General features: G+C 68.1%; 20 protein-coding genes and 1 pseudogene. 15 read left to right on the top strand and 6 right to left on the bottom strand.

The annotated features are described in order from the left end of the window. Positions 1-15 precede the first annotated feature (15 nt). A complete protein-coding gene (locus tag AWC07_RS20445) occupies positions 16-1,170 on the top strand; it encodes an AI-2E family transporter (RefSeq protein ID WP_036411877.1) in 1,155 nt (384 codons plus the stop codon). Here AWC07_RS20445 and mmpL3 read toward each other — a convergent pair. The 3 genes from mmpL3 to trmB all read right to left on the bottom strand — a co-directional run bounded on the left by mmpL3 (position 1,167) and on the right by trmB (position 5,667). Continuing rightward, a complete protein-coding gene (gene mmpL3 / locus AWC07_RS20440; protein ID WP_036411876.1) occupies positions 1,167-4,022 on the bottom strand; it encodes a trehalose monomycolate exporter MmpL3 in 2,856 nt (951 codons plus the stop codon). The two genes, AWC07_RS20445 and mmpL3, sit on opposite strands and share 4 nt — an antisense overlap. Before the next feature lie 82 nt (positions 4,023-4,104). Continuing rightward, on the bottom strand, positions 4,105-4,860 hold the full coding sequence (locus AWC07_RS20435; protein ID WP_036411874.1) for an NYN domain-containing protein: 756 nt from the start codon (positions 4,858-4,860) through the stop codon (positions 4,105-4,107). After that, positions 4,861-5,667: a tRNA (guanosine(46)-N7)-methyltransferase TrmB gene (gene trmB, locus AWC07_RS20430; RefSeq protein ID WP_051507905.1), complete on the bottom strand. Its 807-nt coding sequence runs from the start codon at positions 5,665-5,667 to the stop codon at positions 4,861-4,863. Positions 5,668-5,815: 148 nt separating this feature from the next. Here trmB and AWC07_RS20425 point away from each other — a divergent pair, with 148 nt between their 5' ends. The 7 genes and pseudogenes from AWC07_RS20425 (at position 5,816) to AWC07_RS20390 (ending at position 15,367) form a co-directional block, all read left to right on the top strand. Next, positions 5,816-6,874: a hypothetical protein gene (locus tag AWC07_RS20425; protein WP_036411872.1), complete on the top strand. Its 1,059-nt coding sequence runs from the start codon at positions 5,816-5,818 to the stop codon at positions 6,872-6,874. Next, positions 6,871-8,427, top strand: coding sequence for a hypothetical protein (locus AWC07_RS20420; RefSeq protein ID WP_244187650.1), 1,557 nt, complete (start codon positions 6,871-6,873; stop codon positions 8,425-8,427). The genes AWC07_RS20425 and AWC07_RS20420 overlap by 4 nt, the downstream gene beginning before the upstream one ends. A 211-nt stretch (positions 8,428-8,638) precedes the next feature. Then, positions 8,639-10,462, top strand: a complete 1,824-nt coding sequence (locus tag AWC07_RS20415) for a phosphoenolpyruvate carboxykinase (GTP) (protein ID WP_036411871.1) — start codon at positions 8,639-8,641, stop codon at positions 10,460-10,462. Positions 10,463-10,486: 24 nt separating this feature from the next. Continuing rightward, positions 10,487-10,777 (top strand): FeoB small GTPase domain-containing protein, encoded by a 291-nt coding sequence (locus AWC07_RS20410; protein WP_036411869.1) that lies wholly within the window; start codon positions 10,487-10,489, stop codon positions 10,775-10,777. 676 nt (positions 10,778-11,453) lie between these two features. Next, positions 11,454-11,987, top strand: a pseudogene (locus AWC07_RS28950) (PPE family protein); the annotation flags it as partial. Positions 11,988-12,880: 893 nt separating this feature from the next. Continuing rightward, on the top strand, positions 12,881-14,410 hold the full coding sequence (fadD4, locus tag AWC07_RS20395; RefSeq protein ID WP_036414171.1) for a fatty-acid--CoA ligase FadD4: 1,530 nt from the start codon (positions 12,881-12,883) through the stop codon (positions 14,408-14,410). A gap of 3 nt (positions 14,411-14,413) precedes the next feature. Beyond that, a complete protein-coding gene (locus AWC07_RS20390) occupies positions 14,414-15,367 on the top strand; it encodes an enoyl-CoA hydratase/isomerase family protein (protein ID WP_036414168.1) in 954 nt (317 codons plus the stop codon). A 38-nt stretch (positions 15,368-15,405) separates the two neighbouring features. Here AWC07_RS20390 and AWC07_RS20385 read toward each other — a convergent pair whose 3' ends face one another. Beyond that, entirely contained in the window at positions 15,406-15,813 is a 408-nt protein-coding gene (locus tag AWC07_RS20385; protein WP_036414163.1) for a CD225/dispanin family protein, read from the bottom strand. A gap of 81 nt (positions 15,814-15,894) precedes the next feature. Further along, complete coding sequence (locus tag AWC07_RS20380) at positions 15,895-17,031, bottom strand: acyl-CoA dehydrogenase family protein (protein ID WP_425271265.1); 1,137 nt, start codon at positions 17,029-17,031, stop codon at positions 15,895-15,897. A gap of 90 nt (positions 17,032-17,121) precedes the next feature. On the opposite strand from AWC07_RS20380, the gene AWC07_RS20375 reads away from it, so the two are divergent. From AWC07_RS20375 to AWC07_RS20365, 3 genes are read left to right on the top strand one after another with little or no spacing between them, the layout of a single operon-like run. Beyond that, positions 17,122-18,126: a MaoC family dehydratase gene (locus tag AWC07_RS20375; RefSeq protein WP_085105207.1), complete on the top strand. Its 1,005-nt coding sequence runs from the start codon at positions 17,122-17,124 to the stop codon at positions 18,124-18,126. 29 nt (positions 18,127-18,155) lie between these two features. Then, entirely contained in the window at positions 18,156-19,313 is a 1,158-nt protein-coding gene (locus AWC07_RS20370; RefSeq protein ID WP_036417951.1) for a CoA transferase, read from the top strand. Beyond that, positions 19,307-20,623, top strand: a complete 1,317-nt coding sequence (locus AWC07_RS20365) for an amidohydrolase family protein (RefSeq protein ID WP_036417949.1) — start codon at positions 19,307-19,309, stop codon at positions 20,621-20,623. Before AWC07_RS20370 ends, AWC07_RS20365 begins: the two co-directional genes overlap by 7 nt. Positions 20,624-20,644: 21 nt before the next feature. Here the strand turns inward: AWC07_RS20365 and AWC07_RS20360 are convergent, their stop codons facing one another. Then, positions 20,645-21,553 carry an alpha/beta hydrolase gene (locus AWC07_RS20360; protein WP_036417957.1) on the bottom strand — a complete coding sequence of 303 codons (909 nt, stop codon included), beginning with the start codon at positions 21,551-21,553 and terminating at the stop codon, positions 20,645-20,647. A gap of 230 nt (positions 21,554-21,783) precedes the next feature. Between AWC07_RS20360 and AWC07_RS20355 the strand changes: the two genes are divergently transcribed. From AWC07_RS20355 to AWC07_RS20340, 4 genes are read left to right on the top strand one after another with little or no spacing between them, the layout of a single operon-like run. Continuing rightward, complete coding sequence (locus AWC07_RS20355; protein ID WP_036417947.1) at positions 21,784-22,443, top strand: class I SAM-dependent methyltransferase; 660 nt, start codon at positions 21,784-21,786, stop codon at positions 22,441-22,443. A 26-nt stretch (positions 22,444-22,469) separates the two neighbouring features. After that, positions 22,470-23,732, top strand: coding sequence for a molybdopterin-dependent oxidoreductase (locus AWC07_RS20350; protein WP_051508207.1), 1,263 nt, complete (start codon positions 22,470-22,472; stop codon positions 23,730-23,732). 1 nt (position 23,733) lies between these two features. Continuing rightward, complete coding sequence (locus tag AWC07_RS20345) at positions 23,734-24,255, top strand: hypothetical protein (RefSeq protein WP_036417943.1); 522 nt, start codon at positions 23,734-23,736, stop codon at positions 24,253-24,255. Between the two features lie 38 nt (positions 24,256-24,293). Continuing rightward, on the top strand, positions 24,294-25,505 hold the full coding sequence (locus tag AWC07_RS20340; RefSeq protein WP_051508205.1) for an alpha/beta hydrolase: 1,212 nt from the start codon (positions 24,294-24,296) through the stop codon (positions 25,503-25,505). Positions 25,506-25,526 lie beyond the last annotated feature (21 nt).

Below are 25,526 nucleotides of genomic sequence, written 5' to 3'. Positions count from 1 at the left end.
GGTTAGGCTTGCCGGATGTCGACAAGCCTCGACGATGCTTCGGTAATTCCCCTGGTCCGCAAGACCGCGGCATGGTCGTGGCGGTTGCTGGTCATCTTCGCTGCCGCACTCGCGGTCATCTGGGTCATCGGCAAGCTGGAGATCATCGTCGTTCCGGTGTTGCTGGCGTTGATCTTGAGCGCGCTGCTGGTGCCGGTCGTGGACTGGCTGGACCTGCGGCGCGTGCCGCGCGGTGCCGCGGTGTCGCTGGTGTTGCTGGGCGGTTTTGCGATCCTCGGCGGCATCCTGGCCTTCGTCATCAGCCAGTTCATCGTGGGCCTGCCAGATGTGGTCAAGCAGGTGGAACGCAGCATCGACTCGAGCCGCAGGTGGCTGATCGAAGGGCCGGCACATCTGCGTCGTGAACAGATCGACAACGCGGGCAACGCCGCGATCGAGGCGCTGCGCAACAATCAGGCCAAGTTGACCAGCGGCGCGATTTCCACCGCAGCCGCCATTACCGAGTTGCTCACCGCTGCGGTGTTGGTGCTGTTCACACTGATCTTCTTCCTGTACGGCGGGCGCAACATCTGGCAGTACGTGGTCAAGATCGTGCCCGCCCCGGCTCGTGACCGGGTCCTGCGGGCCGGGCGCGCCGGATACTCCTCGCTGATCGGGTATGTGCGGGCCACGTTCCTGGTCGCCCTGACCGACGCGATCGGTGTCGGCACCGGGTTGGCAATCATGGGAGTGCCGCTCGCGCTGCCGCTGGCCTCGCTGGTGTTCCTGGGTGCCTTCATCCCGCTGCTCGGTGCGTTGATCTCCGGTTTGCTTGCCGTGGTAGTGGCCCTACTGGCCAAGGGACTGGTTTACGCGCTGATGACTCTGGGTTTGCTCATCGCGGTCAATCAGCTCGAGGCCCATTTGCTGCAGCCGCTGGTGATGGGTCGTGCGGTCTCGATTCACCCGCTGGCGGTGGTCCTGGCCATTTCGACCGGCGGTGTCCTCGCCGGAATCGTGGGAGCCCTGCTGGCCGTCCCGACGGTCGCGTTCCTCAACAACGCGATGCAGGTGCTGCTGGCCAAGGACCCGGCGGCCGCCGCCGAGCAACTCGAAGAGCCGTCGACAATCCTGCAGGCCGAACCGGACAATCCCGACCCGGCCGACGAAGGACAGCCGCAGGAAACCTAAAGCCGTCCCTCGCGGCGCAGCAGGTCCTGGGCGGACAGGCCGCCGGCCCCGCGCCGGCGCCGGGAGCCGTCGGCGCCGTTGTCGCCCTGCGCGCCGCGGGCGTTGAGCTGCTCAGTGGCCGCGTCGGAGTCGCTGTCCTCCGGCCGTTGGACCGGCAGCTTGGCGGTGGCATCGGCCGGGTCGGTGTCGCCGGAACGGCTCCCCGGAATCGGCATGGCGCGAGTCTGACCGGCCGATGGGGCCGGCGGCGGGGTCGGCGCCGGTGGCCGGGCCGACGACGGTGCCGCCGGCGCCGGGCTGCTCGATCCGCGGCCCGGTGCGCCCGGTTTGCCGGGCGCGGCCAGCCGAGTTGTCGGCGGTTCGCTCGGCTGGTTTGCCTTGACCGGGATCTGCTTGGTGCCCGCACTGGTCGGCCCGCTCTGCGCAGGCCCGATCTCCGGCCGGGCAGACCCGCGTTGCGACGACTCCGGCGTCGACGGGTGGGTGGGATCGTGTGCGGGGCGCGGGCCGGCGGCGACCAGGCCGGCGGTGACCGGAGGCCGGGCGACGCGACCGTCGGTCACCGGCCGCTTGCGTTCGTCGGGTAGCTGGATCTCGCCGAGGCCGATGCGGGTCTGCACTCGCCGCATCCAGCGCGGAGCCCACCAGCAGTCGTCGCCGAGCAGTTTCATCACCGACGGCACCAGGAACATCCGCACCACGGTCGCGTCCAGCAGCAGCGCCGCCATCAGGCCGAAGGCCAGGTATTTCATCATCACCAGGTCGGAGAACACGAACGAGCCGGCGACCACGGCGAGCACCAGCGCGGCTGCGGTGATCAGGCGGCCGGTGGTGGCCGTGCCGATGCGGATGGCCTCCTGGGTGGACATGCCGCTTTCGCGGGCCTCGACCATGCGGGAGACCAGGAACACCTCGTAGTCGGTGGCCAAGCCGTATCCCACCGCAACCACGAGCGCGATCACCGGGGCGGTCAACGGGGTGGCCGTGAAGTTCAGCAACCCCGAGCCGTGGCCGTCGACGAATATCCAGGTCAGGATGCCCATGGTGGACCCGAGCGTCAGCGCACTCATCACCGCGGCCTTGATCGGCAGCACCACCGACCCGAAGGCCAAGAACATCAGCAGCGTGGTGGCGGTGAGCAGGATGACGAGCATGGCCGGCATGTTGTCGAACAGGCTGTGGATCGAATCCTGCTCCAGCGCCGGAGTGCCGCCGACATATACCTCGAGTCCCTTGGGCGGCGTGATCGCGCGCAGCTCTGCCAGCTTCTTCGCCGCGTCGCCCGGGTTGATCAGCCCGTTCTGCAGCACCCGTACCGAGGGATCCTTCGACGCGCCGGGTGCGACGCTGCGCTCCTGCCACATGTTCGCCGGGTCGTTGTCCGGCTCGATGAATCCGCTGATCGACATCGCCTTACTGCGGATGTCGGCAACCTGCTGGTCGGTGACGGGCTGGTGGTTGGTCGACTGGATCACCAGGGTCAGCGGATTGGTGCGGTATCCGGGGAAGAGCTGGTCGAAGTGCTCCTGGGACTGGCGCACCGAGTTGTTGGGCGGCAGGTACTTCTCGCTCATGCCGCCCAGTGACAGGTTGAATAGCGGCAGAACCAGGGCGAACATGCCGACGACGATCGGGATGGCGAAGACCAGAGGTCGCCGCATCACCCAGTTGACGAGCTTGCCCCAGAAGCCGGCCTCGACCTCTTCGCGGGTCTTGGTCTTCTGCAGCCGGTCGGCGAGCCAGTTCAGGTAGGCCCGCGACACCTTCCAGTTGCGCAGGAAGGGCACCCGGAACGCAGTGCGCACACCGAGCGCGTCGACGTGGCGGCCAAGGACGCCCAGAACGGCCGGCAGCAGCGTGATCGACAGCAGGGCGGCCAACCCGACCGCGGCGATCAGCGCATAGGTCAGCGATTTCACGAAGCCCTGCGGCAGCATCAGCAAGCTGATCCCGGAGGCAATGATCAGCACCGCCGAGAAGGCGACCGTTCGGCCGGCGGTCATGACGGTGCGTCTGACCGCGGTCTCGGTGTCATACCCTTCGGCGATCTCTTCTCGGAATCGGCTCACCACGAAGAGCCCATAGTCCACGGCGATACCCAGACCGATCAGCGAGACCACGGGCTGGGCAAAGAAGTGCACCGGCCCGAACACCGCGACCAAGCGCAGGATGCCCAGCGCGCCCGCGATACTCAGACCGCCGACCATCACCGGAAGACACGCGGCGACCGCGCCACCGAACACCAGGAACAGCACCACCGCCACCAACGGCAGGGCCAGCACTTCCATCCGTCGCTGGTCGGTGGCGATGGTGCCGGTCAGCGCCTCGGCCACCGGTTCGAGGCCGGCGAGTTGAACCGTGCCGCCGTCGAGTTTCTGCAGCGACGGCGCGATGTCCTTGTAATTGTTCAGGATGGTGTCGTCGTCATCGCCCTTGAGCGGAATGGATACGAACGTGTACTTCTTGTCCTCGGTGGCCATGCCCTTGACGACCGAGCTGGTGGTGTCCGGTGCCCGCAGGTAGCCGGCCCAGCCCATCACCTGGTCGGGGTGGTCCTGCACGAATCGGTTGAGCTCGTCGGTGATCTTCTTCGACCAGGCGGGGTCGTTGACCGTCTTGCCGTCGGGGGCTTTGAAGATCGCGACGATGTGACCGGTCCGGTCCCGGCCGTAGACCTGGTCGCCCAGTATCGACGCCTTGACCGACTGGCTGCTGTCGTCGTAGAAACCGCTCTGCGTGACGTGCTTACCCAGGCTCAGCCCGAAGACCCCGCCGCCGAGGCATAACGCCACCGTGACGCCGATTACGATGAACCGGTAGCGGTACACAATTCGACCCCACCAGGCGAACACGTAATCTCCTTACTGGATCGTTAGCGACCCGCGCATTGCTCTTCGGTTGTCAGACGCTCCGTTGTCTCAGACGTGAGGCCTGTCACATCCGCGAGGTCAACAGCGAGGTCAGCGGCCGGAACGGCTGCAGCCAAGCTCCCTGCTCAGGTAGCGAATCGAGGCCGATTCGGGGGAGCGGCTCCCGGAAAACACCGGCAATGTCCTCCAGGTCGACGAACTCCAAGGTATCCGACGCTAGCGCCCAACTGGCGTGTTCACGAAATCCAAGCACTTGAACTGGGATTCCGCCGCGGGCGATCTCCTCCAGCGGCTGCCGGAAAGCCTGACCGTCCGCCGAGGCCACGACCAGTCCTGCCAGCCCTTCCCGGTAGCGCTTGTCGATGTGCTCGAGCATGTCGCGGTCGATGTCGCTGTCCTCGTCGATCTTCGGTTTGGCGAAGACGGCGAACCCGACGTTGCGCAGTGCGTCCACCCACGGGCGGACCACGTCGGCGCTGCCGGGCGCGATATTGGTGAAGACGGTGGCCTCCGGTTCGGCTCGGATGGCCGGGCCGCCCGCCGCCCTGGCGGCGACCGCCGCGGTGCGGGCCAGCAGCCAGCGGCCCAGCGCGTCGAAACGAGGTCGTTCCAGTGCGGTGGGGCGGCGCCCGAGGATCGAGCCCAACCCCATGTCGAGGTTGGGAGCGTCCCAAACCAACAGGACCCGACCCGTCGGCGGGGCCAGGCCGGTCAGGCCGACCTTGGACAAATCGCCGGCCAGCACTGACGGCAGTGGTGATACCGCCGTCCCGGCGACGGGTTCGGACGCTTGTGTGGTGACGTCTTCAGTCAGGCTCATTTAGTCATCTGATTTCGGTTTTCTCCAGACCAGCTCGCTGACGGCGCTGCCGGCATCGTGGGCTTTGGTTTCGTATTTGGTCGTGGGACGAACGATCGAGATCGGCAGGGTCTCGGTGCGTGGATCAGCGCGGGCCAATCGCGGTTCGGCGTCGCCGGCGGCGGCGATGTGTTCGGCGTAGCCGGGGTGGTCGGTCGCGGCGTGCAGCACACCTCCGGCGATTAGCCGGTCGGCGACCAGGGCGAACGTGGCCGGCTGCAGCAGCCGCCGCTTGTGGTGTCGCGCCTTGGGCCAGGGATCGGGAAAGAACACCCGGACCCCGGACAGCGAATTCGAGGTGACCAGGTCTTTCAACACGTCGATCCCGTTGCCGCGGATCAACCGGATATTGGTCACGTTTGTACTGTCGATCGCGCACAGCAGCTGCGCCAGGCCCCGGCGGTAGATTTCCACCGCGATCACGTCGAGTTGGGGCTCGGCCTGCGCCATTGCCAGTGTCGAGGTTCCGCTTCCGCAGCCGATCTCCAGCACCAGGGGCGCGTCGCGGCCGAACCACGCCCGGGTGTCCACAGGTCCCCGGCGAGGCGAACCGGCGAGCGCGTCGATGCCCAGTTCGGGCCACAGCCGGTCCCAAGTCTGGCGCTGGGTGCTCGACAGCGCCGAATGGCGCGAGCGAAGGCCGGTGGCCGGTAGCCGGCCCCACGCGCTGCCCCGGTATTGCTCGCCGGACTCCGGGCCGGGCAGGGCCGGCGAGTCGGGACGTAACCCAACTTCGGCTTGCGCATGCATTTGTCCATGGTGGCTCATGAAACGCAGGTGTAGCCGCTCCTGGGCCAGATTGATACCCAACAGTTGCCTTTGGCTGGTAGCGGATAGCACTGCCGGGGTGGCTTGGCGGGGTGGGGGCGCAGCTGCCACCATTCGGTGTCGGTGTGATGCGAGCGAGCAGGGGGCTATGACGGGGCAGGGGTACCAGCTTTTCCTCGACGAACTGACACGCCTCGCTGACCGGACCGGTGGCCAGCGGGTGCAACCGATCGCGGCGCGCATCGCGGAACCGCTGCGGGTGGCGGTCCGCGGCCGCCCGGGGGTCGGTTGCCGAACGGTGGCGCGTGCTCTGGACGGCGCGGGACTGGCGGTGGCATCCCCGACCACCGTCGCCGATGTGCAACTGTACGTCGGCGCCGAGGCGCTCAAACCCGAGGACCGCCGGGCCATAGCCGCCGCCCGAGACGCCCGGCAGCCGCTGGTGGTGGTGCTGAACAAGGCAGATCTGAGTGGGTTCGGCGGGGCCGGGCCGATGGCCGCGGCGCAGACCCGGTGCGCGCATTTTTCCGCGCTGGTCGGCCTGCCCGTGGTACCGATGATCGGTCTGCTCGCCGCCGCGGCGTTCGACGATCTCGATGAAACCTGCTGGCTTGCGCTGCGCGCGCTGGCCGCCCACCCCGACGGCCTGACCTGCCTCGGCGGATCCTTCGACGGCTTTCTGGCGGCGGAGCTCACGGTGTCGATGCCGATGCGGCTGCGGCTGCTGGAGTCCCTCGACCTGTTCGGCATCGCACTTGGCGTCGCAGCGGTGCGCCGCGGCGCACCGCCGGCGCGGGTGCGGGCCCTGCTTCGCCGGGCCAGCGGTGTCGACGTAGTCGTCGCCGGGGTGCTTGCCCTCGGCGACCCGACGCGCTACCGCCGCATACTCGATGGTGTCACCGAACTCGAGGCGATGGCCGTGACGGACGAGCGGATAGCGCGGTGTTTATCCGGCGACGACATGGTGCTCGCCCGGATGAGCGCCGCCCTGGACGCGGTGTCCGCGCTGCACCGCGAACCGGAGGACATCGCGTCCGACGATAGGGCCGCGCTGTTGCGCCGGGCGGTGCGATGGCAGCGTCACGGCCGGGCCAACGGTGGTCGGGCCGGCGACGTGCCCGTCGCCTGCTGCACCGACATCGTCAGAGGATCGCTTCGGCTCTGGTCGCGGGCTGGCGGGTTAGCCGAGTCAGGGGAATGCGGGTGATCGGCGCGGCCCGCGACGACCCGGCCACCCGGGTTGACGCGCTGGTGGCGGCGATCGGACCCAAGGTGGGTCCGCCGGTGATCTGTCGCCGCGACGTGGTCCTGGTGACCGGGCCTTGGCTGGCCGGCGTCAGCAGTGTGGTAGCGGCCCTGCGGCAACGGGCGCCGCAACACGATTTCGTCGAAGCGCCGCAGCTGGCGCCCGGCGACGCGCCGACCGCGGTGGTGTTCGTAGTCTCCGCGGCGGCCCCGCTGACCGAATCCGACTGCGCGCTGCTGGATGCCGCCGCCGAGCACACCGACGCGGTGATCGGGGTGGCGTCCAAGGTCGACGTGCACCGCGGCTGGCGCGAGGTGCTGGCCGCGGACCGCGCCACGCTGGCGGCGCATGCGCCTCGCTACGCCGAAGTGCCCTGGGTGGGTGCGGCCGCCGCGCCGCAGCTGGGGCAACCCCGGATGGACGACCTGGTCGCCGCGCTGCTCAGTCAGCTCGCCGATCCGGACATCGCCCGGCGCAACAGGTTGCGTGCCTGGGAATCGCGGCTGCAGACGGTCGCGCAGCGGTTCCGGCGCGACGCCGAAGGCGCCGGCCGCAAGGCGCGGGTGGATGCCTTGCGTGAGGAACGCAGTGCGGCCCTGCGGCAGCGGCGTCAATCGAGAACAGAGCACGTCATTGCGCTGCGCGGTCAGGTCCAACAGGCCCGGGTCCACTTGTCCTACTTTGCCCGCAACCACTGTTCGTCGATGCGCGTCGAGCTGCAGGAGGACATCGCGGCGCTGCCCCGGCGCAAGATTCCCGAGTTCGAACAGCACGCCCGCGGCCGGGTCGCCGCAGTGCTCGCCGAGGTGGGCGAGGCCGTGCACCGGAGGCTCGCCGACGTGGCGCAGGCGCTGAGCATGCCCATCGGGCTTCCGGCCGGCGAAACGCTCCCGACGGTCGCCATTCCGGCTCCGCCGTTGAAGTCCCGGCGGTTGGAGACCCGGCTCACGGTGGTGTTGGGTGCCGGTTTCGGAGTGGGTGTGGCACTGACGCTGAGCCGGTTGCTGGCCGGACTGGCGCTTCGGCTCAACCCCTGGCTCAACCCCTGGTTGACGGGGGCCGGGATCATCGCATGTGTGGCGCTCGGGTTGGCGCTGACGCTGTGGGTGGTGCACACCCGCGCCCTGCTGAGTGACCGCGCGGTGCTGGATCGCTGGACGGGTGACGTGATGTCGGCGCTGCGGTCCGTGCTGGACGAACTGGTCGCCGGCCGGGTGCTGGCCGCCGAGTCGCTGCTGAACACCGCGCTGAGCGCACGCGACGAGGCCGAGCACGCCCGGGTGGCCCACCAGGTCAGCGTGATCGACGCCGAACTGCGCGAACACACCATCGCCGCGGCGCGAGCCGCCGCAGTGCGGGACCGGGAGCTGCCCGCCATCCAAGTAGCGCTCGACGCGGTGCGTAAAGAACTGGGCGAACCGGGTATGCCCACAGTCGGCGCCCGATCCGCCGAGCCTGCAGCAACGGCACCCCCGGCGCAACGGCAGCAACAGCAGCAACAGCGGCAAATGTGAAGGATTTTGATCCTTCTGAATCGGTCTTGTGAGGAGGCTTATACCCGCCCTGGCCTTCCGCGACAAGTGATGCACGATAACCTGTATCAATAAGCACACCGGGTCAACAGTTCTGCTAGCGAACGCATAAGCAGACCCCGGTATGGATCCTCGAAGCCGATACCAGCCGACAACTAGCCGCAGATACGCAGCAGAATCTCAGGAGAGTTCGATGACCTCAGCGACCATTCCCGGTTTGGACAGCGCGCCGACGAATCATCAGGGGCTGCTGTCTTGGGTGGAGGAGGTCGCTGAGCTCACTCAGCCTGACCGGGTTGTCTTCGCCGACGGCTCGGCCGAAGAATTCCAGCGACTCGCCGACCAGTTGGTCGAGGCCGGCACGTTCACCCGGCTCAACCCGGAGAAGTACCCGAACTCCTTCCTGGCGCTGTCCGACCCTTCGGATGTGGCGCGGGTGGAGTCACGCACCTTCATCTGCTCCGAGCGCGAGGTCGACGCCGGCCCCACCAACAACTGGATGGACCCCTTCGAGATGCGGACGATCATGACGTCGCTGTATCGCGGCTGCATGCGTGGCCGCACCATGTACGTAGTGCCGTTCTGCATGGGCCCGCTCGGTGCCGAGGACCCCAAGCTCGGCGTGGAGATCACCGACTCCGAATACGTCGTCGTCTCGATGCGCACCATGACCCGCATGGGCAAGGCCGCCCTGGACAAGATCGGCGACGACGGGTTTTTCGTCAAGGCGCTGCACTCGGTGGGCGCGCCGTTAGAAGCAGGGCAGAAGGACGTGCCGTGGCCCTGCAACGACACCAAGTACATCACCCACTTCCCGGAAACCCGCGAGATCTGGAGCTACGGCTCGGGCTACGGCGGCAACGCGCTGCTGGGCAAGAAGTGCTACTCACTGCGGATCGCCTCGGCCATGGCCCGGGACGAGGGCTGGCTGGCCGAGCACATGCTGATCCTCAAGCTGATCTCCCCGGAGAACAAGGCCTACTACTTCGCGGCGGCCTTCCCGTCGGCCTGCGGCAAGACCAACCTGGCGATGCTGCAGCCGACAATCCCGGGCTGGCGCGCCGAAACGCTCGGCGACGACATCGCCTGGATGCGGTTCGGCAAGGACGGCCGCCTGTACGCGGTGAACCCGGAGTTCGGGTTCTTCGGGGTGGCGCCGGGCACCAACTGGAAGTCCAACCCCAACGCCATGCGCACCATTGCCGCGGGCAACACGGTGTTCACCAACGTCGCGCTGACCGATGACGGCGAGGTGTGGTGGGAAGGTTTGGAGGGCGAGCCCGACCACCTGATCGACTGGAAGGGCAACGACTGGTATATCCGCGAAACGGAAACCAAAGCGGCACACCCGAACTCCCGATACTGCACCCCAATGTCGCAGTGCCCCATCCTGGCTCCGGAGTGGGACGATCCGCAGGGCGTGCCGATTTCGGGCATCTTGTTCGGCGGTCGCCGCAAGACCACCATTCCGCTGGTCACCGAGGCGCGCGACTGGCAGCACGGGGTGTTCATCGGCGCGACCCTGGGCAGCGAGCAGACCGCCGCCGCCGAGGGCAAGGTCGGCAACGTGCGTCGCGACCCGATGGCCATGCTGCCGTTCCTCGGCTACCACGTCGGGGACTACTTCCAGCACTGGATCAACCTGGGCAAGAACGCCGACGAGTCCAAGCTGCCGAAGGTGTTCTTCGTCAACTGGTTCCGCCGCGGCCACGACGGGCACTTCTTGTGGCCCGGTTTCGGCGAGAACAGCCGGGTATTGAAGTGGATCGTCGACCGCATCGAGCACCGGGCCGGCGGCCGGGCCACCCCGATCGGCACGGTCCCCGCCGTCGAGGACTTGGATCTGGACGGGTTGGACGTCGATACGGTCGATGTGGCCGAGGCGCTGAAGGTCGACCCCGAGGAGTGGCGCGCAGAACTGCCGCTTATCGAGGAGTGGCTGGAGTTCGTCGGTGACAAGCTGCCCACCGGCGTCAAGGACGAGTTCGACGCGCTCAAGGAACGGCTGGCCGAGTAGGGGCCGCCTAACCCTTCTGCCCGGGTGACCCTGTTCAACCAGCTGACCGGACTACGCGCCAAGACCGGCAACTATCCGGGTGTCACAGTCGGGCGCAGCGTCGGCATCGCCAAGTCAGGTGACGTCGAGATCGCCGTTGAGGATCTGCCCGGCACGTACAGCCTCGACCCGATCAGCCCGGACGAGCAGGTGGTGGCTGCCGTGCTGGCCGGCGAGATGTCTGACACCGGCTGCCCCGACGCGGTCGTCATCGTGGCCGATGCCAGCACGCCGCACCGGTCCATTGTCCTGGTGGCGCAGGTGCTGCGGCTTTGACTCGCCGTGTCTGCTGGCGCTGACGATGACCGACGAATTGAGCGCCCGCGGCGGGCGACATTTCCGTCGACGCCTTGTCGACGGCGAGCGAGTCGGGAGATGATATTCGCGCATCACCGAGGCGCTAGTGGACCCGGCCGGTTGGCGGGTCGAGCAATCGATGAGCTCCGAAGTTCAGTTGACGACGATCGCGCGGGAGTTGCTTGCACGACAGGCTGCAGCGCGAACTGCGGCGACGAGCGGGTACAAAGGTCACTGTTATCAGTGAAAATACTTCAGCTGCAATGGTATTGGGTAAGAAGCTGCGCTCCCTAGTGGTTCGTTGAGCACTGGCGCATCCGGCCGCGACCAAGACGCTGGCTTTGACAGCGCACCAGATGGGCCTGGGCGTCGCTGGCCGGATTCGCGAGCGCTGTTGCGCGAGCAACTCTGAGTGCGCCGCGCATAACGGCGGTCGGTCCCACGAACTCGAGGTTGGCGAAACCGGACCCCGCACCACGTTGCCGTGGCAGATCGGTGAAAAACGCGGAATTTCCAAACCGGTCCGTCATAAGATGCGTCGCAACCGAACAGGAGTCGCGATGTTCGAGTTTGCCGGTGCGGTGCCGCGTCACGCGGACAGTTGCCGCGGCACTGAATAGACGAGGCAGAGCCTGCCGAAGAAAGGACGGTTGTGATGAATTTTGCGATGCTATGCCCGGAGATCACTTCGGCGCAAATGTATTCCGGCGCAGGCTCCGGACCGATGTTGGGTGCCGCGGCGTCGTGGGCTGGGTTGGGCGACGAGCTGGGTTCGGCTGCGGAATGCTTCGGGTCGGTGACCAGCGGACTGGCGGGGGGCCCCTGGCAGGGTCCGGCATCGACCGCGATGACGGCCGTGGCCACCAGGTATGCGGGGTGGCTGCGCAGGGCGGCATCCCATGCGGTGACTGCTGCCACGCAGGCCAAAACGGTGGCCGGCGTTTTCGAGGCGGCAAAGGCGGCGGTGGCGCATCCCATGGAGGTCACAGCCAACCGCATGCAGTTCGTATCGGCGGTCCGGTCAAACCTGTTGGGCCTCAACGGCCCCTTGATCGCCGCCATCGAGGGCGCGTACGACGAGCTGTGGGCCCGCAATGTCACCGCGCTGGTGGGCTATCACGGCGGAGCTTCCGCCGCGGCCGCGCAAATGGTGCCGTGGCAGCAGGCGCTGGGAAATCTCGCCGGCCTGGTGAGCCCGCTGAGCAACCCCGCTGCTGCGACCCGCGACGCTATCGGGGTGCTAGGCGAGATAGTGGCCACTGACGAGGCCCAGGTGGCTGCCGTGTGGGCCGACAACGTCAGCCAGCTCTCCAGTGCGGCAGCCGTGACCCAGACCGCCCTCGTGGCGGCCGCCGCCGACGTCAGCGCGGGCCAGTTGGTCCCGGCCGTGGGCGAGGTCGCCAGGGCCGTCAACTACGACGTCCAGACCGCGGCCCGCTTGGTCGCCGAAGACGCTGCGCTACCCGCGCAACTGGTCAGTACTGACCTCCGTATGCTCGCCGGGCTGCCACCTGACGCGCCGGCAGTGCCAACGTCGCCCGCTGCGCCGAGCAGCCTTGAACACTACTTGGCGGTGAAGGCTGCCCAGATCACCGCGCTCCCCGGCGAGATCCTCCGGGCTGACCAGGCCTTGATAGGTCACGTGGTCGACGACAACGTGGCCGAGCTGGGGAAGGCGGCAACTGTCACCGGGAACGAGTTGTGGGCAGCGCAAGCAGATTTGGCAGCGGGTGACCCCATGAAGGCCGCTAACCACGTCGCGGCGGCTGTAAGTTATGACGCCTCAACCGTTGCCCGGTTAGCGGCCGAAGATGCAGCCCTGCCGATAAGTTTGGCCGCCACTGACCTAGCCCTCATCGGCGCCGCGCTGGGGCCGGGCATCTGACGATCGACGGTTTGCCGGTCGCGTCCACGCTGAAATGCCTAGCGCGGCAAGGTCATCCATATGGCTCGGGGGCTGGGGCCGGATCGTTGGAGCCGGTTGGTTGACATCGAGGAGCGCTGGCAGCCCGACTCAGGCGGCCGGCACCGCGGATCGCGCCCTCTTGCTCCAGTAACCGGGAGGCGACGTACAGTCGGCTCATGCAGATCCGCCAGCACTCGGGCGATGAGAAAAGCGCCAACAAACCCGCTGTCATCCTGCACCCGTCCGGGACGGTCGTCACGTTCGCAGAGCTCGAAGCGCGGGCCAATCGGCTGGCGCACCGATTCCGTCAGGCGGGGCTGCGGGAAGGCGACGTCGTCGCAATTCTGATGGAGAACAACGAGCACATCCACGCGGTCATGTGGGCGGCACGGCGCAGCGGCTTGTACTACGTGCCGATCAACACCCACCTGAGCTCGGCCGAGGCGGCCTACATCATCGACAACAGCAGCGCCAAGGCGATTGTCGGGTCCGCGGCGCTTTGCGACACCTGCGCGGGCCTGGCCGGCCATCTTCCCGCAGGCCTGCCGGATCTGCTGATGATCGCCGACGGCGATCTGGCGGGCTGGGAGCGATACCCGGAATGCGTTGCCGGCCAACCAAGCACACCGATCGAGGACGAACTGGAAGGCGACCTGCTGCAGTACTCGTCGGGAACCACTGGCCGGCCCAAGGGGATAAAACGCGAATTACCGCATGTCCCACCGGATCAGGTGCCCGGGATGATGTCGGCGTTGATCGAGTATTGGATGGACCGCGATTCGGTGTACCTGAGCCCCGCGCCGCTCTACCACACCGCCCCGTCGGTGTGGTCGATGAGCGCGCAGGCCGGCGGTATCACCACCGTGGTGATGGAGAAGTTCGATCCCGAGTCGGCGCTCGACGCCATCCAGCGCTACCGGGTGACGCACGGCCAGTTCGTACCGGCGATGTTCACCAGGATGCTGAAAATCCCTGACACAGTGCGTAATTCGTACGATATGTCCAGCCTGAAACGGGTGATGCACGCCGCGGCGCCGTGTCCGGTCGAGATCAAGAAACAGATGATGGACTGGTGGGGACCGATCGTCGACGAGTACTATGCATCCTCCGAAGCCATCGGGTCCACGCTGATCACCGCCGAGGATTGGCTGGCGCACCCCGGTTCGGTCGGCAAGCCGATGCAGGGCGCGGTTCATATCCTGGACCCCGACGGCAACGAACTCCCGCCGGGCCAGCCGGGTGAGATCTATTTCGAGGGTGGATACTCCTTCGAATACCTCAACGATCCGTCGAAAACCGCTGCGTCGCGCGACAAGCACGGTTGGGTGACGGTGGGCGACATCGGCTATCTCGACGACGAGGGGTATCTGTACCTGACGGACCGGCGTCACCACATGATCATTTCCGGCGGCGTCAACATCTACCCGCAGGAAACCGAAAACGCGTTGGTCACCCACCCGGATGTACTTGACGCGGCGGTTTTCGGTGTTCCCGACGACGAGATGGGGCAGCGGGTGATGGCGGCCGTGCAGACCGTCGACCCGGCGGCCGCCACCGAGGAATTCGCCGCAGAACTGCTCAACTGGTTACGAGATCGCTTGTCGCACTTCAAATGTCCCAAGTCCATCGGTTTCGAGGCGCAGTTGCCGCGCACCGACACCGGCAAGCTCTACAAGGACGGGCTGATCGAGAAGTATTCGACCTGACCGATGCTGCGTGTAGTTGACCTGTCGAATCCCGCGGACACGCGGGATACTGCGGTGGCCTCGCCGCCGGGCGTGATCGTCGCTCACGGCCCGCTTATGGATGAATTCTGGCTGGACACGGCGACTTTCACGCTGGCTGACGAGCCATGTGGCGATCCCCGGGTGGTCACCGTGGCGTCGATGCCCGAGGCACTGGCCGAGCTGACGCGGCGCTGCCAACGCTGGCCGCAGGCCAGCGCCATGTGCGACGACGTGCTACGGGCCGTGGATCCCGCCGGTGCGACGCTGACCGGCGTGGTCACCGAATCACTGGCCTATTCGACCTTGCAGGCCGGACCGGAGTTCGCGCGCTGGCTCGACGACCGCGGCCCGGCCGCCGTTCCCGGCACGGCCGACGCGGTGCTCGTGGAACGCGACCAGGACACCTTGCGGATCCGGTTCAACCGGCCGCAGCGACACAACGCGTTTTCCACCGATGTGCGCGGCGCGCTGCTGGAGGCGCTGACCGTCGCGCAGCTGGACCCGTCGGTCACCGGAATAGTGTTGAGCGGCAACGGCCCATCGTTTTGCAGTGGTGGAGACCTTGCCGAGTTCGGCACCTTTGTCGATCCGGTAAGCGCGCACTTCGCCCGCACCCGGCATAGTCCGGCGCTGGTGCTTCACGAACTCACCGCCAGGCTTGGCCGGGCGTGCCGCGCCGAGGTGCACGGCCGGGTGCTGGGCAGCGGGCTGGAGATGGCGGCGTTCTGCGGATGGGTGGTGGCCCGGCCCGATTCGGTGTTCGGGCTGCCGGAGCTGAGCCTGGGACTGATCCCCGGCGCCGGTGGCACCGTCAGCATCACCCGACGGATCGGACGCTGGCGCACGGCATATCTGGTGCTCTCCGGGCGAACTATCGACGCCGAGACCGCACTGGCCTGGGGCCTGGTGGATGCCATCTCGGCCGCCGCCGGCTAGGCCCAGACCTGCTGGCGCGCAACGTTGGAACGCCTCGGTCAGTAACCGGAATAGGTGGTGACAGTGGAGGGCAAATTGTGATCGACCGACACGGCCACCGCAATCAGGATCACGTAAATCACCCCGACGATGACACCGATGACCGCTCCAACGATGGCACTGATGATGGCCCACTTCTTGGCGTTGGCGGACGCGGCCTGCGCCTCGGCGTAGCGTCCCTGTGCCCACAGCCCGGAGACCTTGGTGGAGTACACGATCGACACGATCCCGAACGGGAGGCAGCACAAAACCGTGGCCAGAATCGCCCAGACGAGGTAGTTGTCCGGCTCTTGTGCGTAGCCGGGTTGCGGGGCCGGCCAACCCGGTTGCGGTTGCTGCCCCTGCCAACCCGGCTGCTGGCCCTGCCACTCCGGGGAACCTCCATACGGCCCTGGCGGATAACTCATGGCTGCCCTCCTGTGGTGCCTACCCTTGGGTTCCCTGGGCGAAGTCAGGCAAATATACAGCATGAACCGGCCGGGTACCGGCTAGATACCGCCCCGGGCCACCAGTTGTCCGGCGATCACGTTGCGTTGGATCTCGTTGGTGCCTTCGCCGACGATCATCAGGGGCGCATCGCGGAAATACCGTTCGACGTCGTATTCGGTTGAGTAGCCGTAGCCGCCGTGAATGCGCACCGCGTTCAGGGCGATCTCCATCGCCACCTCGGAGGCGAACAGCTTCGCCATTCCGGCCTCCATGTCGCAGCGCTGGCCGCTGTCGTAGCGCTCGGCGGCGTAGCGGGTCAGTTGGCGCGCGGCGGTGAGTTTGGTTGCCATGTCGGCCAGATAGTTGCCGACTGCCTGATGCTGCCAAATCGGCCGACCGAAACTCTCCCGCTGCTGGGCATAGGCGAGCGCGTCTTCCAGTGCCGCGGTCGCCACCCCCAGGGCACGGGCCGCCACCTGGATGCGGCCCGTTTCGAGGCCCTTCATCATCTGCGAAAAGCCTTCCCCCATACGGTTTCCCAGAACTGCCGACACCGGCGCCCGGTAGTCGTCGAAGGACAGCTCGCAAGACTCGACGCCCTTGTAGCCCAACTTGGGCAGGTCCCGGGACACCGTCAGGCCCGGTCCGGGCTCGACCAGCACGATCGAGATTCCCTTATGGCGCGGTAGGGCATTGGGATCGGTCTTGCACAGCAACGCGATCAGCCCGGAGCGGCGGGCGTTAGTGATCCAGGTCTTGGCGCCGTTGATCCGCAACCCGCCGGAGCCCTGGGCGGCATCTGGCAGCGCGGTGGTCGAGATGTTCTGCAGGTCGGAGCCGCCGCCGGGCTCGGTGAGCGCCATGGTGGCCCGCAGCTCGCCGGTGGCCATCGCCGGCAGATACGCCGTCTTCTGGTCTTCGGTGCCGAACAGCGTCAGCAGCTTGGCCACCACGGTGTGCCCGCCCATCGCCCCGGCCAGGCTCATCCAGCCCCGGGCCAGCTCCTGGGTGACCTGCACATAGCACGGCATCGACACCGGCGACCCGCCGTACTCTTCCGGAACAGCCAGTCCGAAGATGCCGATCCGCTTCATCTGCTCGATCCACGCCTCGGGGTAGGCGTTGGCGTGCTCCATCTCGCGGACGCTCGGTTTCACCTCGCGGTCGATGAAGGCCCGCACGGTGTCGACCAGCATCGCTTCTTCGTTGTTGAGGTCGTGGTTGCGCTCATTGCTCACCCGTGTCATATTGACCCTCGCTTCGACCGGCTGCCAGCATGTGGCGTTGTGACATACGCGGACACCCGCCAGGGCGGGCCCTTCTTCGACGACCTCTCGATAGGCCAGACATTCGACTGGGCGTCGGCGATGACGCTGTCGTCGGGGCTGGCCGCGGCCCATCAGGCGATCGTGGGCGACCGGCTGCGGCTGGCCCTGGATGCGGAGCTGTGCGCGGCGGTGACCGGCGAGGCAGGCCCGCTGGCGCACCCGGGCCTGGTCTGCAACGTGGCGATCGGGCAGTCGACCCTGGTGACTCAGCGGGTCAAAGCCAACCTGTTCTACCGCGGGCTGACGTTTCACCGATTCCCGGTGATCGGCGACACCGTCTACACCCGCACCGAAGTGGTCGGGTTACGCGCCAACACGGCCAAACCGGGCCGCGCCCCAACCGGACTGGCGGCGCTGCGGATGACGACCGTCGACCAGGCCGATCGGTTGGTACTCGACTTCTACCGGTGCGCCATGCTGCCGGCCGGCCCGAATTGGCGGCCTGACGGCACCCCCGACGATGACTTGTCCACCATCGGCGCCGGCGTGACCGGACCCGCCGCCGACCCCACCAGCGGCTGGGACGCCGAGGTGTTCCGTCGGCGGGTGCCCGGTCCGCACTTCGACGCCGGCATTGCGGGTTCGGTCCTGCACAGCACCGCCGACCTGGTCAGCAGCGCCCCCGAGCTGGCCCGGCTCACCATGAATATCGCAGCGACACACCATGATTCGCGTGTCGGCGGACAACGTCTGGTCTACGGCGGACACACCATCGGGCTGGCGTTCGCGCAGGCCTGCCGATTGCTGCCGAACCTGGTGACGGTGCTGGGCTGGGAACACTGCGACCACACCGGGCCGGTCCGCGAGGGCGACACCCTCTACAGCGAGCTGCACGTCGAGTCCGCCCAGCCCGCCGGGAACGGCGGCGTGCTGGGGCTGCGGTCGCTGGTCTACGCCGTCAGCGACGCAGCCGAGCCCAACCGGCAGGTGCTGGACTGGCGCTTCACCGCGCTGCAGTTCTGAGCCGCCGCGCGAGCATTACGCTCGGCTGGGTGAGCTGCACCCAGGCCACGTGGGGGAGTAGCGGGCTGGCCTACTTGACCGGTCTGCCCGGCGGGCCGCCCGACTTCTCCCGCGCCAACGTGCTGAGCCGCGCCGAGACGGTCACCGCCGATGCGGCCACGCTGCTGACCGGGCGGGCCGGGTTGCTGGGCCTGACCCGCCGGGGCCGGGTGTCGGCCGGCGGAGCCACCCGGTTGCTCGCCGCCGCCGACGGCTGGCTCGCGATCACTTTGTCGCGCCCCGACGACGTCGCCGCCGTTCCCGCGCTGCTGCAGGTCGATCGGCTGCCCGAAGATCCCTGGCCCGCCATTCAGCGGTGGGCCGCGACGTCGTGCGTGTCCACGATCCTCGAGCGAACCCAGCTCCTCGACATCCCCGCCGCGGCACTCGGCGAGGCAACGGTGGCACCGCCGCGGATTCGTCGCGTCGGGCCGCGCGCAGCGGTGCGCGGCCCGGCCGGCCTGCTCGTCGCCGACCTGTCGTCGATGTGGGCCGGTCCGCTCTGCGGGCGCCTGCTGGCCCGAGCGGGCGCGACCGTCGTGAAAATCGAAAGCCCGCGCCGCCCCGACGGCACCCGAGCCGGCGACCGCTCCTTCTTCGACTGGATCAACGGTGAAAAGCTGTCGTACTGCCTCGATTTCGACGTACAGGCCGACGAGCTGCGGCAGCTGCTGACCATCGCGGACATCGTGATCGAGGGTTCGCGGCCCGCCGCGTTGGCGCGACGCCGGCTCGGGCCCGACCACATTGCCCCGCGGCCCGGGCGAATCTGGTTGCGCGTCACCGGCTATGGCGACCAGCTCGGACGCCCGGCCTTCGGTGACGACGCCGCGGTGGCCGGTGGCCTGGTCGGATCCGCCACGGACGGGCCGGTGTTCTGCGGTGACGCCATCGCCGACCCGCTGGCCGGGATCGAGGCAAGCCAGGCGATCACCGAATCGCTGGGGCGCGGCGGCGGCGACCTCATCGACGTATCGCTGGCATCCGTCGCCGCCAGCTATGCGGCGCTACCACTGACGGCATCGGCATCGGCGTACCCGGCTTCGCCTCCGTCGCCGCCACCGCCGTGCAGGGCTGCCGCCGAACTCGGCGCCGACAACGACGCCGTGCGCCGTCTCGTCGGTGAAAGACGCGCGCTGCCATGCTGATTCGGCGGACCACCTTACTGGACGGAACCAGAGCCGACATCCGGGTCGGCGCCTTGATCGACGAGGTCGGCGACGGCCTGGTCGCGGCGCCGGGCGAACGGGTGCTCGACGCAGCCGGCGGGACGGTGCTGCCCGGCCTGCACGACCACCATGTGCACCTGCGCTCGACGGCCGCGGCTCTGGATTCGCTGCTCGTCGGGCCACCCGCCGTTTACGCCAAAGATACTCTGGCCCAGTCTCTTTCGCGGGCCAGGCCGAGCTCCGACGGGTGGATCCGCGCGATCGGCTATCACGAGTCCGTCGCCGGCCGGTTGGACCGCGACGCGCTCGATGCGCTGGTGCCCGATATTCCGCTGCGCATCCAGCATCGCAGTGGGGCCCTGTGGATCCTCAACTCCGCGGCACTGGCCCGCGTCGGCCTGGCCGGCCACCCCGATGGTCGGCTGCCCAGCGCCGATTCCGGCTGGTCGGACGGGTTGCCACGCCGCGAACCTGACCTTGCGCGGCTGAGCGACCGGCTCACCTCGATGGGCGTCACCGGAGTCACCGACGCCACCCCGGATCTCGGTGCCGACGACATGGACTCGCTGCTGGCGGCGCATCACCGCGGCCAATTCCGGCCCCGGCTGCGATTTTTAGCGCCGGGCAAGAAGATCCTGCACGACGACCGGCTGGATCTGGACGCCCTGACGGCCTGGATCGCCGAGCGCCACCAGGCCGGCCGCCCGGTGGCCGTGCACTGCGTGACCGCGGCTCAGCTGGTGGTGACCATCGCGGCGCTGCGCGCCGCCGGCAGCCATCCGCTCGATCGGATCGAGCACGCCGCCGTGGTGCCCGACGACAATGTAGCCGACCTGCGCGATCTCGGGGTGACCGTGGTGACGCAGCCGAATTTCGTTGCCGAGCGCGGTGATCAGTACCTTGCCGAGATCCCGGCCGTCGAACATCATCAGCTCTGGCGAGTCGCCTCGCTGCTGAAAGCGCAAGTGCCGGTGGCACTGTCGACCGATGCGCCGTTCGGTCACGGTGACCCGTGGGGAGCCATCCGCGCTGCGGTGCATCGCGCGACATCAGGCGGGGCGGTGCTCAACCCCGATGAATGCGTCCCGGCGCGAACGGCCTTGACGATGTTTCTGGGCCATCCGGATGAGCCCGGGCGGGCACGCACGGTTGCGGCGGGGCAACCTGGCGACCTGTGCATGCTTTCGCAGCCGCCCTCGATGGTGTTGACTGCACTGGACGCCGCCCTGGTGACCGCAACCATCATCGGCGGCGAGATCGCCTACACCAGCAGCCCGGATTGCCCGTGAGCGTGGCGTGACGTTCGCGGATCAACCCGCCGCCGTCACCGCCGCCCGTAGCACATCGCACTGCGTGGTGAAGAATCGCTGTGACACCGGGGCTTTCGGTGCTACCAGGTCGAAGCCGTGGAACGCGCCCGACACCAGGTCGACCTGGCAGGGCACCCCGGCGTCTTCCAAACGTCGGGCATAGTCGAGATCCTCGTCGTGAAACAGGTCGTGGGTGCCGACGCCGATCCACGCCGGCGCCAGGCCGCGCAGGTCCTCACGTCTGCCCGGGACGGCCACCCGGGGGTCCGCGTCACCGAGATACGCCGCCCAGCTGAACCGATTGGCGCGGGCATCCCACAACCGATAGCGGCGGTCGGTGCGGCCCGCGGACCTGCCGGAACTGCGGTCATCGAGCATCGGGTAGCTCAACAGCTGAAATGCCGGCGCGATTTCGCCGCGGTCGCGCGCCAGCAGAGCCAGCGCCGCGGCAAGACCGCCGCCCGCGCTGGCGCCGCCGATAGCGATCCGGTCCGGGTCCACCGCGGGCAGCGTGGCCAGCCAGCATAGCGCCGAGTAGCAGTCTTCCAGCGGCGCTGGGTAGGGGTGCTCAGGTGCCAGCCGGTATTCCACCGAGGCGACCGTGATGCCCAGCGTCCGGGTGAACTGGCGGCATAGCCGGTCATCCTGCGCGGCCTTGCCCAGCACATATCCGCCACCGTGGATCCACAGCAGTGCCGGTGTCGGCTCAGTGACGCCGACGCCTCGGTAGAGGCGTACGCCGGCACCCGAGTCCAGGGTGATCACCTCGACATCGCTGGGCGTCCCGCGGCTGGTCAGGGTGATCAGCGCCCGGATTACCGGCAACGTCCGGGGGCCGACCAGTCGCCGTGGTGCGAAGCGGGCGGTTCGGCGCAGATCCGGGTGGACGTCATCAACGTTGGCGCGCACCAACCCAGTATGTGCCCGGTCGCCGGGGCGGGACGTGGCGGCGGAATTTCTGCCAAACGCTGAGTTCTTCCCGACCGTTCGGACATGGCAATCCGTCGCTCTTGGCATTCTCTGGTGTAGCCGACCGCGGAACCGGGTACCGATGGAGGTGCTGGCGCATGCTGTTCCTGCCGGCGCGTGATGCGGTCGTTGCGGCTCGGCCCGATTGGGCCCGGTGCGGGAGGCGTGGAATGCTGGGGCAGCTGTACGACCGTGCGCTCGACGGCGAACCGTGCTGGATCCGTCACGACGACGGCGAGCTGCGTCTGCTGCCGACCCACCGGTGGTTGACCGGTCATCCGGCCGGGCGGATCACCCCCGGCGACGAGTTCTGCGACGAGGCCTTCGACGAGGCGGTGGCGCAGTTGTGCAGTGGGCCCACCATCGAATTGGGCTGCGGACCCGCGCGCCTGGTGGCAAGGCTGGTGCAGCGGGGCATACCCGCGCTTGGCATCGACCGATCCGCGACGGCGATCCGGCTGGCCGGTCAGGGCGGCGCTCCGGCCATCGTGGGCGATGTGTTCGAGCCGCTGCCCGGCATGGGCTGCTGGCAGACGGTCCTGCTGGTTGACGGAAATGTCGGCCTCGGCGGGGACCCGCTGCGGATCCTGGGCCGGGCCGCCGAATTGTTGTGCCACGACGGGTGCTGCGTGGCAGAGTTTGACGCGCAGGCCATCGGTATCGTCGCACGCTGGGTTCGCCTAGAGTCAGCGCGGGAGGTCGGGCCGTGGTTTCGATGGGCATCGGTTGGCGTGGACAGCGCCGCCGCACTGGCCGCGCGGGTGGGTCTCACCCTGACCGGCGTGCGGCTGATCGGCGGGCGGGTGATCGCCACCTTGGCGGCCGGGTAGGCGGTGCCGTCGGCTTTCCCGCCGGCCTGTGGCGCGCCCTGGAGCGTCATCCACCACCAGGTGCGCACCGGTTGAACCGTTTTCGGAGCCCGTTGCGCGGACCGTGGCTGACCTCGGTGTTCGGACTGGTGCTGTTGGTGACGTTGCCGATCGTGGTCATCACCGGGCTGCTGTCCTATATCGCCTATGCACCGCAGTTTGGTCAGGCGATCCCCGGCGACGTCGGCTGGCTGCGGCTGCCCGGGTTCGCCTGGCCCACCCGTCCGTCGTGGCTGTACCGGCTGACCCAGGGTGTCCATGTCGGGCTGGGTCTGCTGATCATCCCGGTGGTGTTGGCCAAGCTGTGGTCGGTGATCCCGAAACTGTTCGTGTGGCCGCCCGCGCGGTCGATCGCCCAATTGCTGGAACGGGTGTCGTTGTTGATGCTGGTCGGCGCGGTGCTGTTCGAGATCGTCACCGGGGTGCTCAACATCCAGTACGACTACATCTTCGGGTTCAGCTTCTACACCGGGCACTATTTCGGGGCCTGGGTTTTCATCGCCGGCTTCCTGATGCACATCGCGCTCAAGATTCCGCGCATGATCACCGGGTTTCGGTCGTTGTCGATGCGAGAAGTGCTGCGCACCAACGTAACCGACACCCGGCCCGAACCGCCGGATCCCGACGGGCTGGTGGCCGCCGACCCGGCCGAGCCGACGGTGAGCAGGCGCGGCGCCCTGGCCCTGGTCGGTTCCGGGGTGCTGCTGATCGCGGTGCTGACCGTCGGGCAGACCCTCGGCGGGCCCGCGCGCGGCGTGGCACTGCTCTTGCCGCGCGGGCGGGGTCGAGATTTCCCGGTCAACAAGACCGCCGCAGCCGCCGGGATCTCGCCCGACAGCGTCGGCGAAAGCTGGCGGCTGGTGCTGCGCGGCGGGCCGACGGAGGTGGTGCTGGATCGTGCCGCCCTGGCCAGACTGCCGCAGCGCACCGCCAGGCTGCCGATCGCCTGCGTGGAAGGCTGGTCGACCGTGCAGACCTGGACCGGGGTTCGGCTGGCCGACCTGGCCCGAATGGCCGGGGTAGCGGCACCACGCTCGGCGCGAGTGGTGTCGCTGCAGCGCCGCGGCGCATTCGGTGTGGCGCACCTGCAGGCCAACCAGATCAGCGATCCCGATGCGCTGCTGGCGCTGCGGGTCAACGGCGCGGAGTTGCCACTCGACCACGGCTATCCGGCCCGCATCATCGTTCCCGCGCTGCCGGGTGTGCACAACACCAAATGGGTCGCAACCATCGAATTCGAGCCGAGCTGAGATGCTAAGAGCGGCAACATGGTTCGTTCGCCACTACGGCGCGCATCCGTTGCACCTGCTGACCATGCTGTCCGGCTTCGCGCTGCTCGGCTACCTCCTGGCCACCTTCAAGCCCGCCACGCTGTGGAACCCCGACACCTGGTGGCAGTCGATCGCCGTCTGGTTCGCCGCCGCGGTGATCGGGCACGACCTGCTGCTCTTCCCGCTATGCGCGCTGGCCGACCGCGTCCTGCCGGCGCCTGGGCGTCGGCCCGGCCGCTCGCAGCCAGAAATCAGCGCGCGCAACCACATTCGCATCCCGGCGCTGGGAGCCGGGCTGACCCTGCTGATCTTCCTGCCCGGCATCATCGAACAGGGTGCACCGACCTACCTGGCGGCGACCGGACAGACACAGCAGCCGTTTCTCGGCAGGTGGCTGTTGCTGACCGCGGGGATGTTCGGTGTCAGTGCCGTCGTCTACGCCGTCCGCCGTGCCGTGGCGCATAAGCAGCCCACAGCACGGCGCAAAACCACCGCGACGTGATCGTGGTTAGCGCGAACCTGGCGGGGTACGCTCCCCCCATGACGGCGAGCGGCCCGACAATCCCGACAATGATGTCCCAGGTCAAATGGTTGCTGCGGGCCCGCCCGGGCGACTATCTGCTGGCATTGAGCGTCGCCGGGGCTTCGCTTCCGGTGGTCGGCAAGCACCTCGAGCCGCTGGGCAGTGTCACCGCGATGAGCGTCTGGGGTGCCCGTCATGCACCGGAATTCGTGTCCACCAGGGCCAGGGACTGGCTCACCCCGGGAACCAGCGGCCTCCGCCGTCGCGACCGCGCCAGCACGAACGAGGTTTCGGCCGCGGCGCTGCGCGGCATCGTGGCGGCCGCCGACCTGGACCTCGAATGGCCGGCGCCGCAGCGCACTCCGCCGGTCTGCGAAGTCCTGCGGCACCGACGCTACCTGCACCGCCGTGGCGTCCATTACGGCGACAGCCCGGCGCAGTTGCTCGACGTGTGGCGCCGCAAGGAACTGCCCACCCATCCCGCGCCGGTGCTGCTGTTCGTCCCGGGCGGCGCCTGGATACACGGCAGCCGCACCATCCAGGGGTATGCGCTGTTGTCGCGCATGGCGGAACAGGGCTGGGTGTGCCTGTCCATCGACTACCGCGTCGCACCGCACCACCGCTGGCCGCGCCACATCCAAGACGTCAAGGCCGCCATTGCCTGGGCGCGGGCCAACGTCGACAAATTCGGCGGCGACCGCGACTTCATCGCGATAGCGGGCTGCTCGGCCGGCGGGCACCTGTCCGCGTTGGCCGGGCTCACCGCCAACGACCCCGGCTACCAGGACGAGTTGCCGGACGGCTCCGACACCTCGGTCGACGCCGCGGTCGGGATCTACGGTCGCTACGACTGGCAGGACCGCTCCACCCCGGAGCGGGTGCGGTTCGTCGACTTCTTGGAGCGGGTCGTGGTCAAGCGCAGAATCACCCGCCACCCGCACGTATTCCGGGACGCATCGCCGATAGCCCGGGTGCACACCAATGCGCCACCGTTCCTGGTCATTCACGGCAGCCGCGACGGGGTCATCCCGGTGGCGCAGGCGCGCAGCTTCGTCGAGCGGCTACGCGCGGCGTCGCGGTCGCTGGTGGCCTACGTGGAGTTGCCCGGGGCCGGCCACGGCTTCGACCTGCTCGACGGCGCGCGCACCGGCCCGACCACGCACGCGATCTCGCTGTTCCTCAACCACGTTCACCGCACCCGGAATCAGTTCGCAAAAGAGGTCATCTAGGCCACCGGCCGATTGCGCCGG

The sequence above is a fragment of the Mycobacterium gastri genome (assembly GCF_002102175.1).
Taxonomy (GTDB): Bacteria; Actinomycetota; Actinomycetes; order Mycobacteriales; family Mycobacteriaceae; genus Mycobacterium; species Mycobacterium gastri.
The sequence above is the reverse complement of the archived record's forward strand: the minus strand, read 5'-3'. Positions and strand labels throughout refer to the sequence as shown.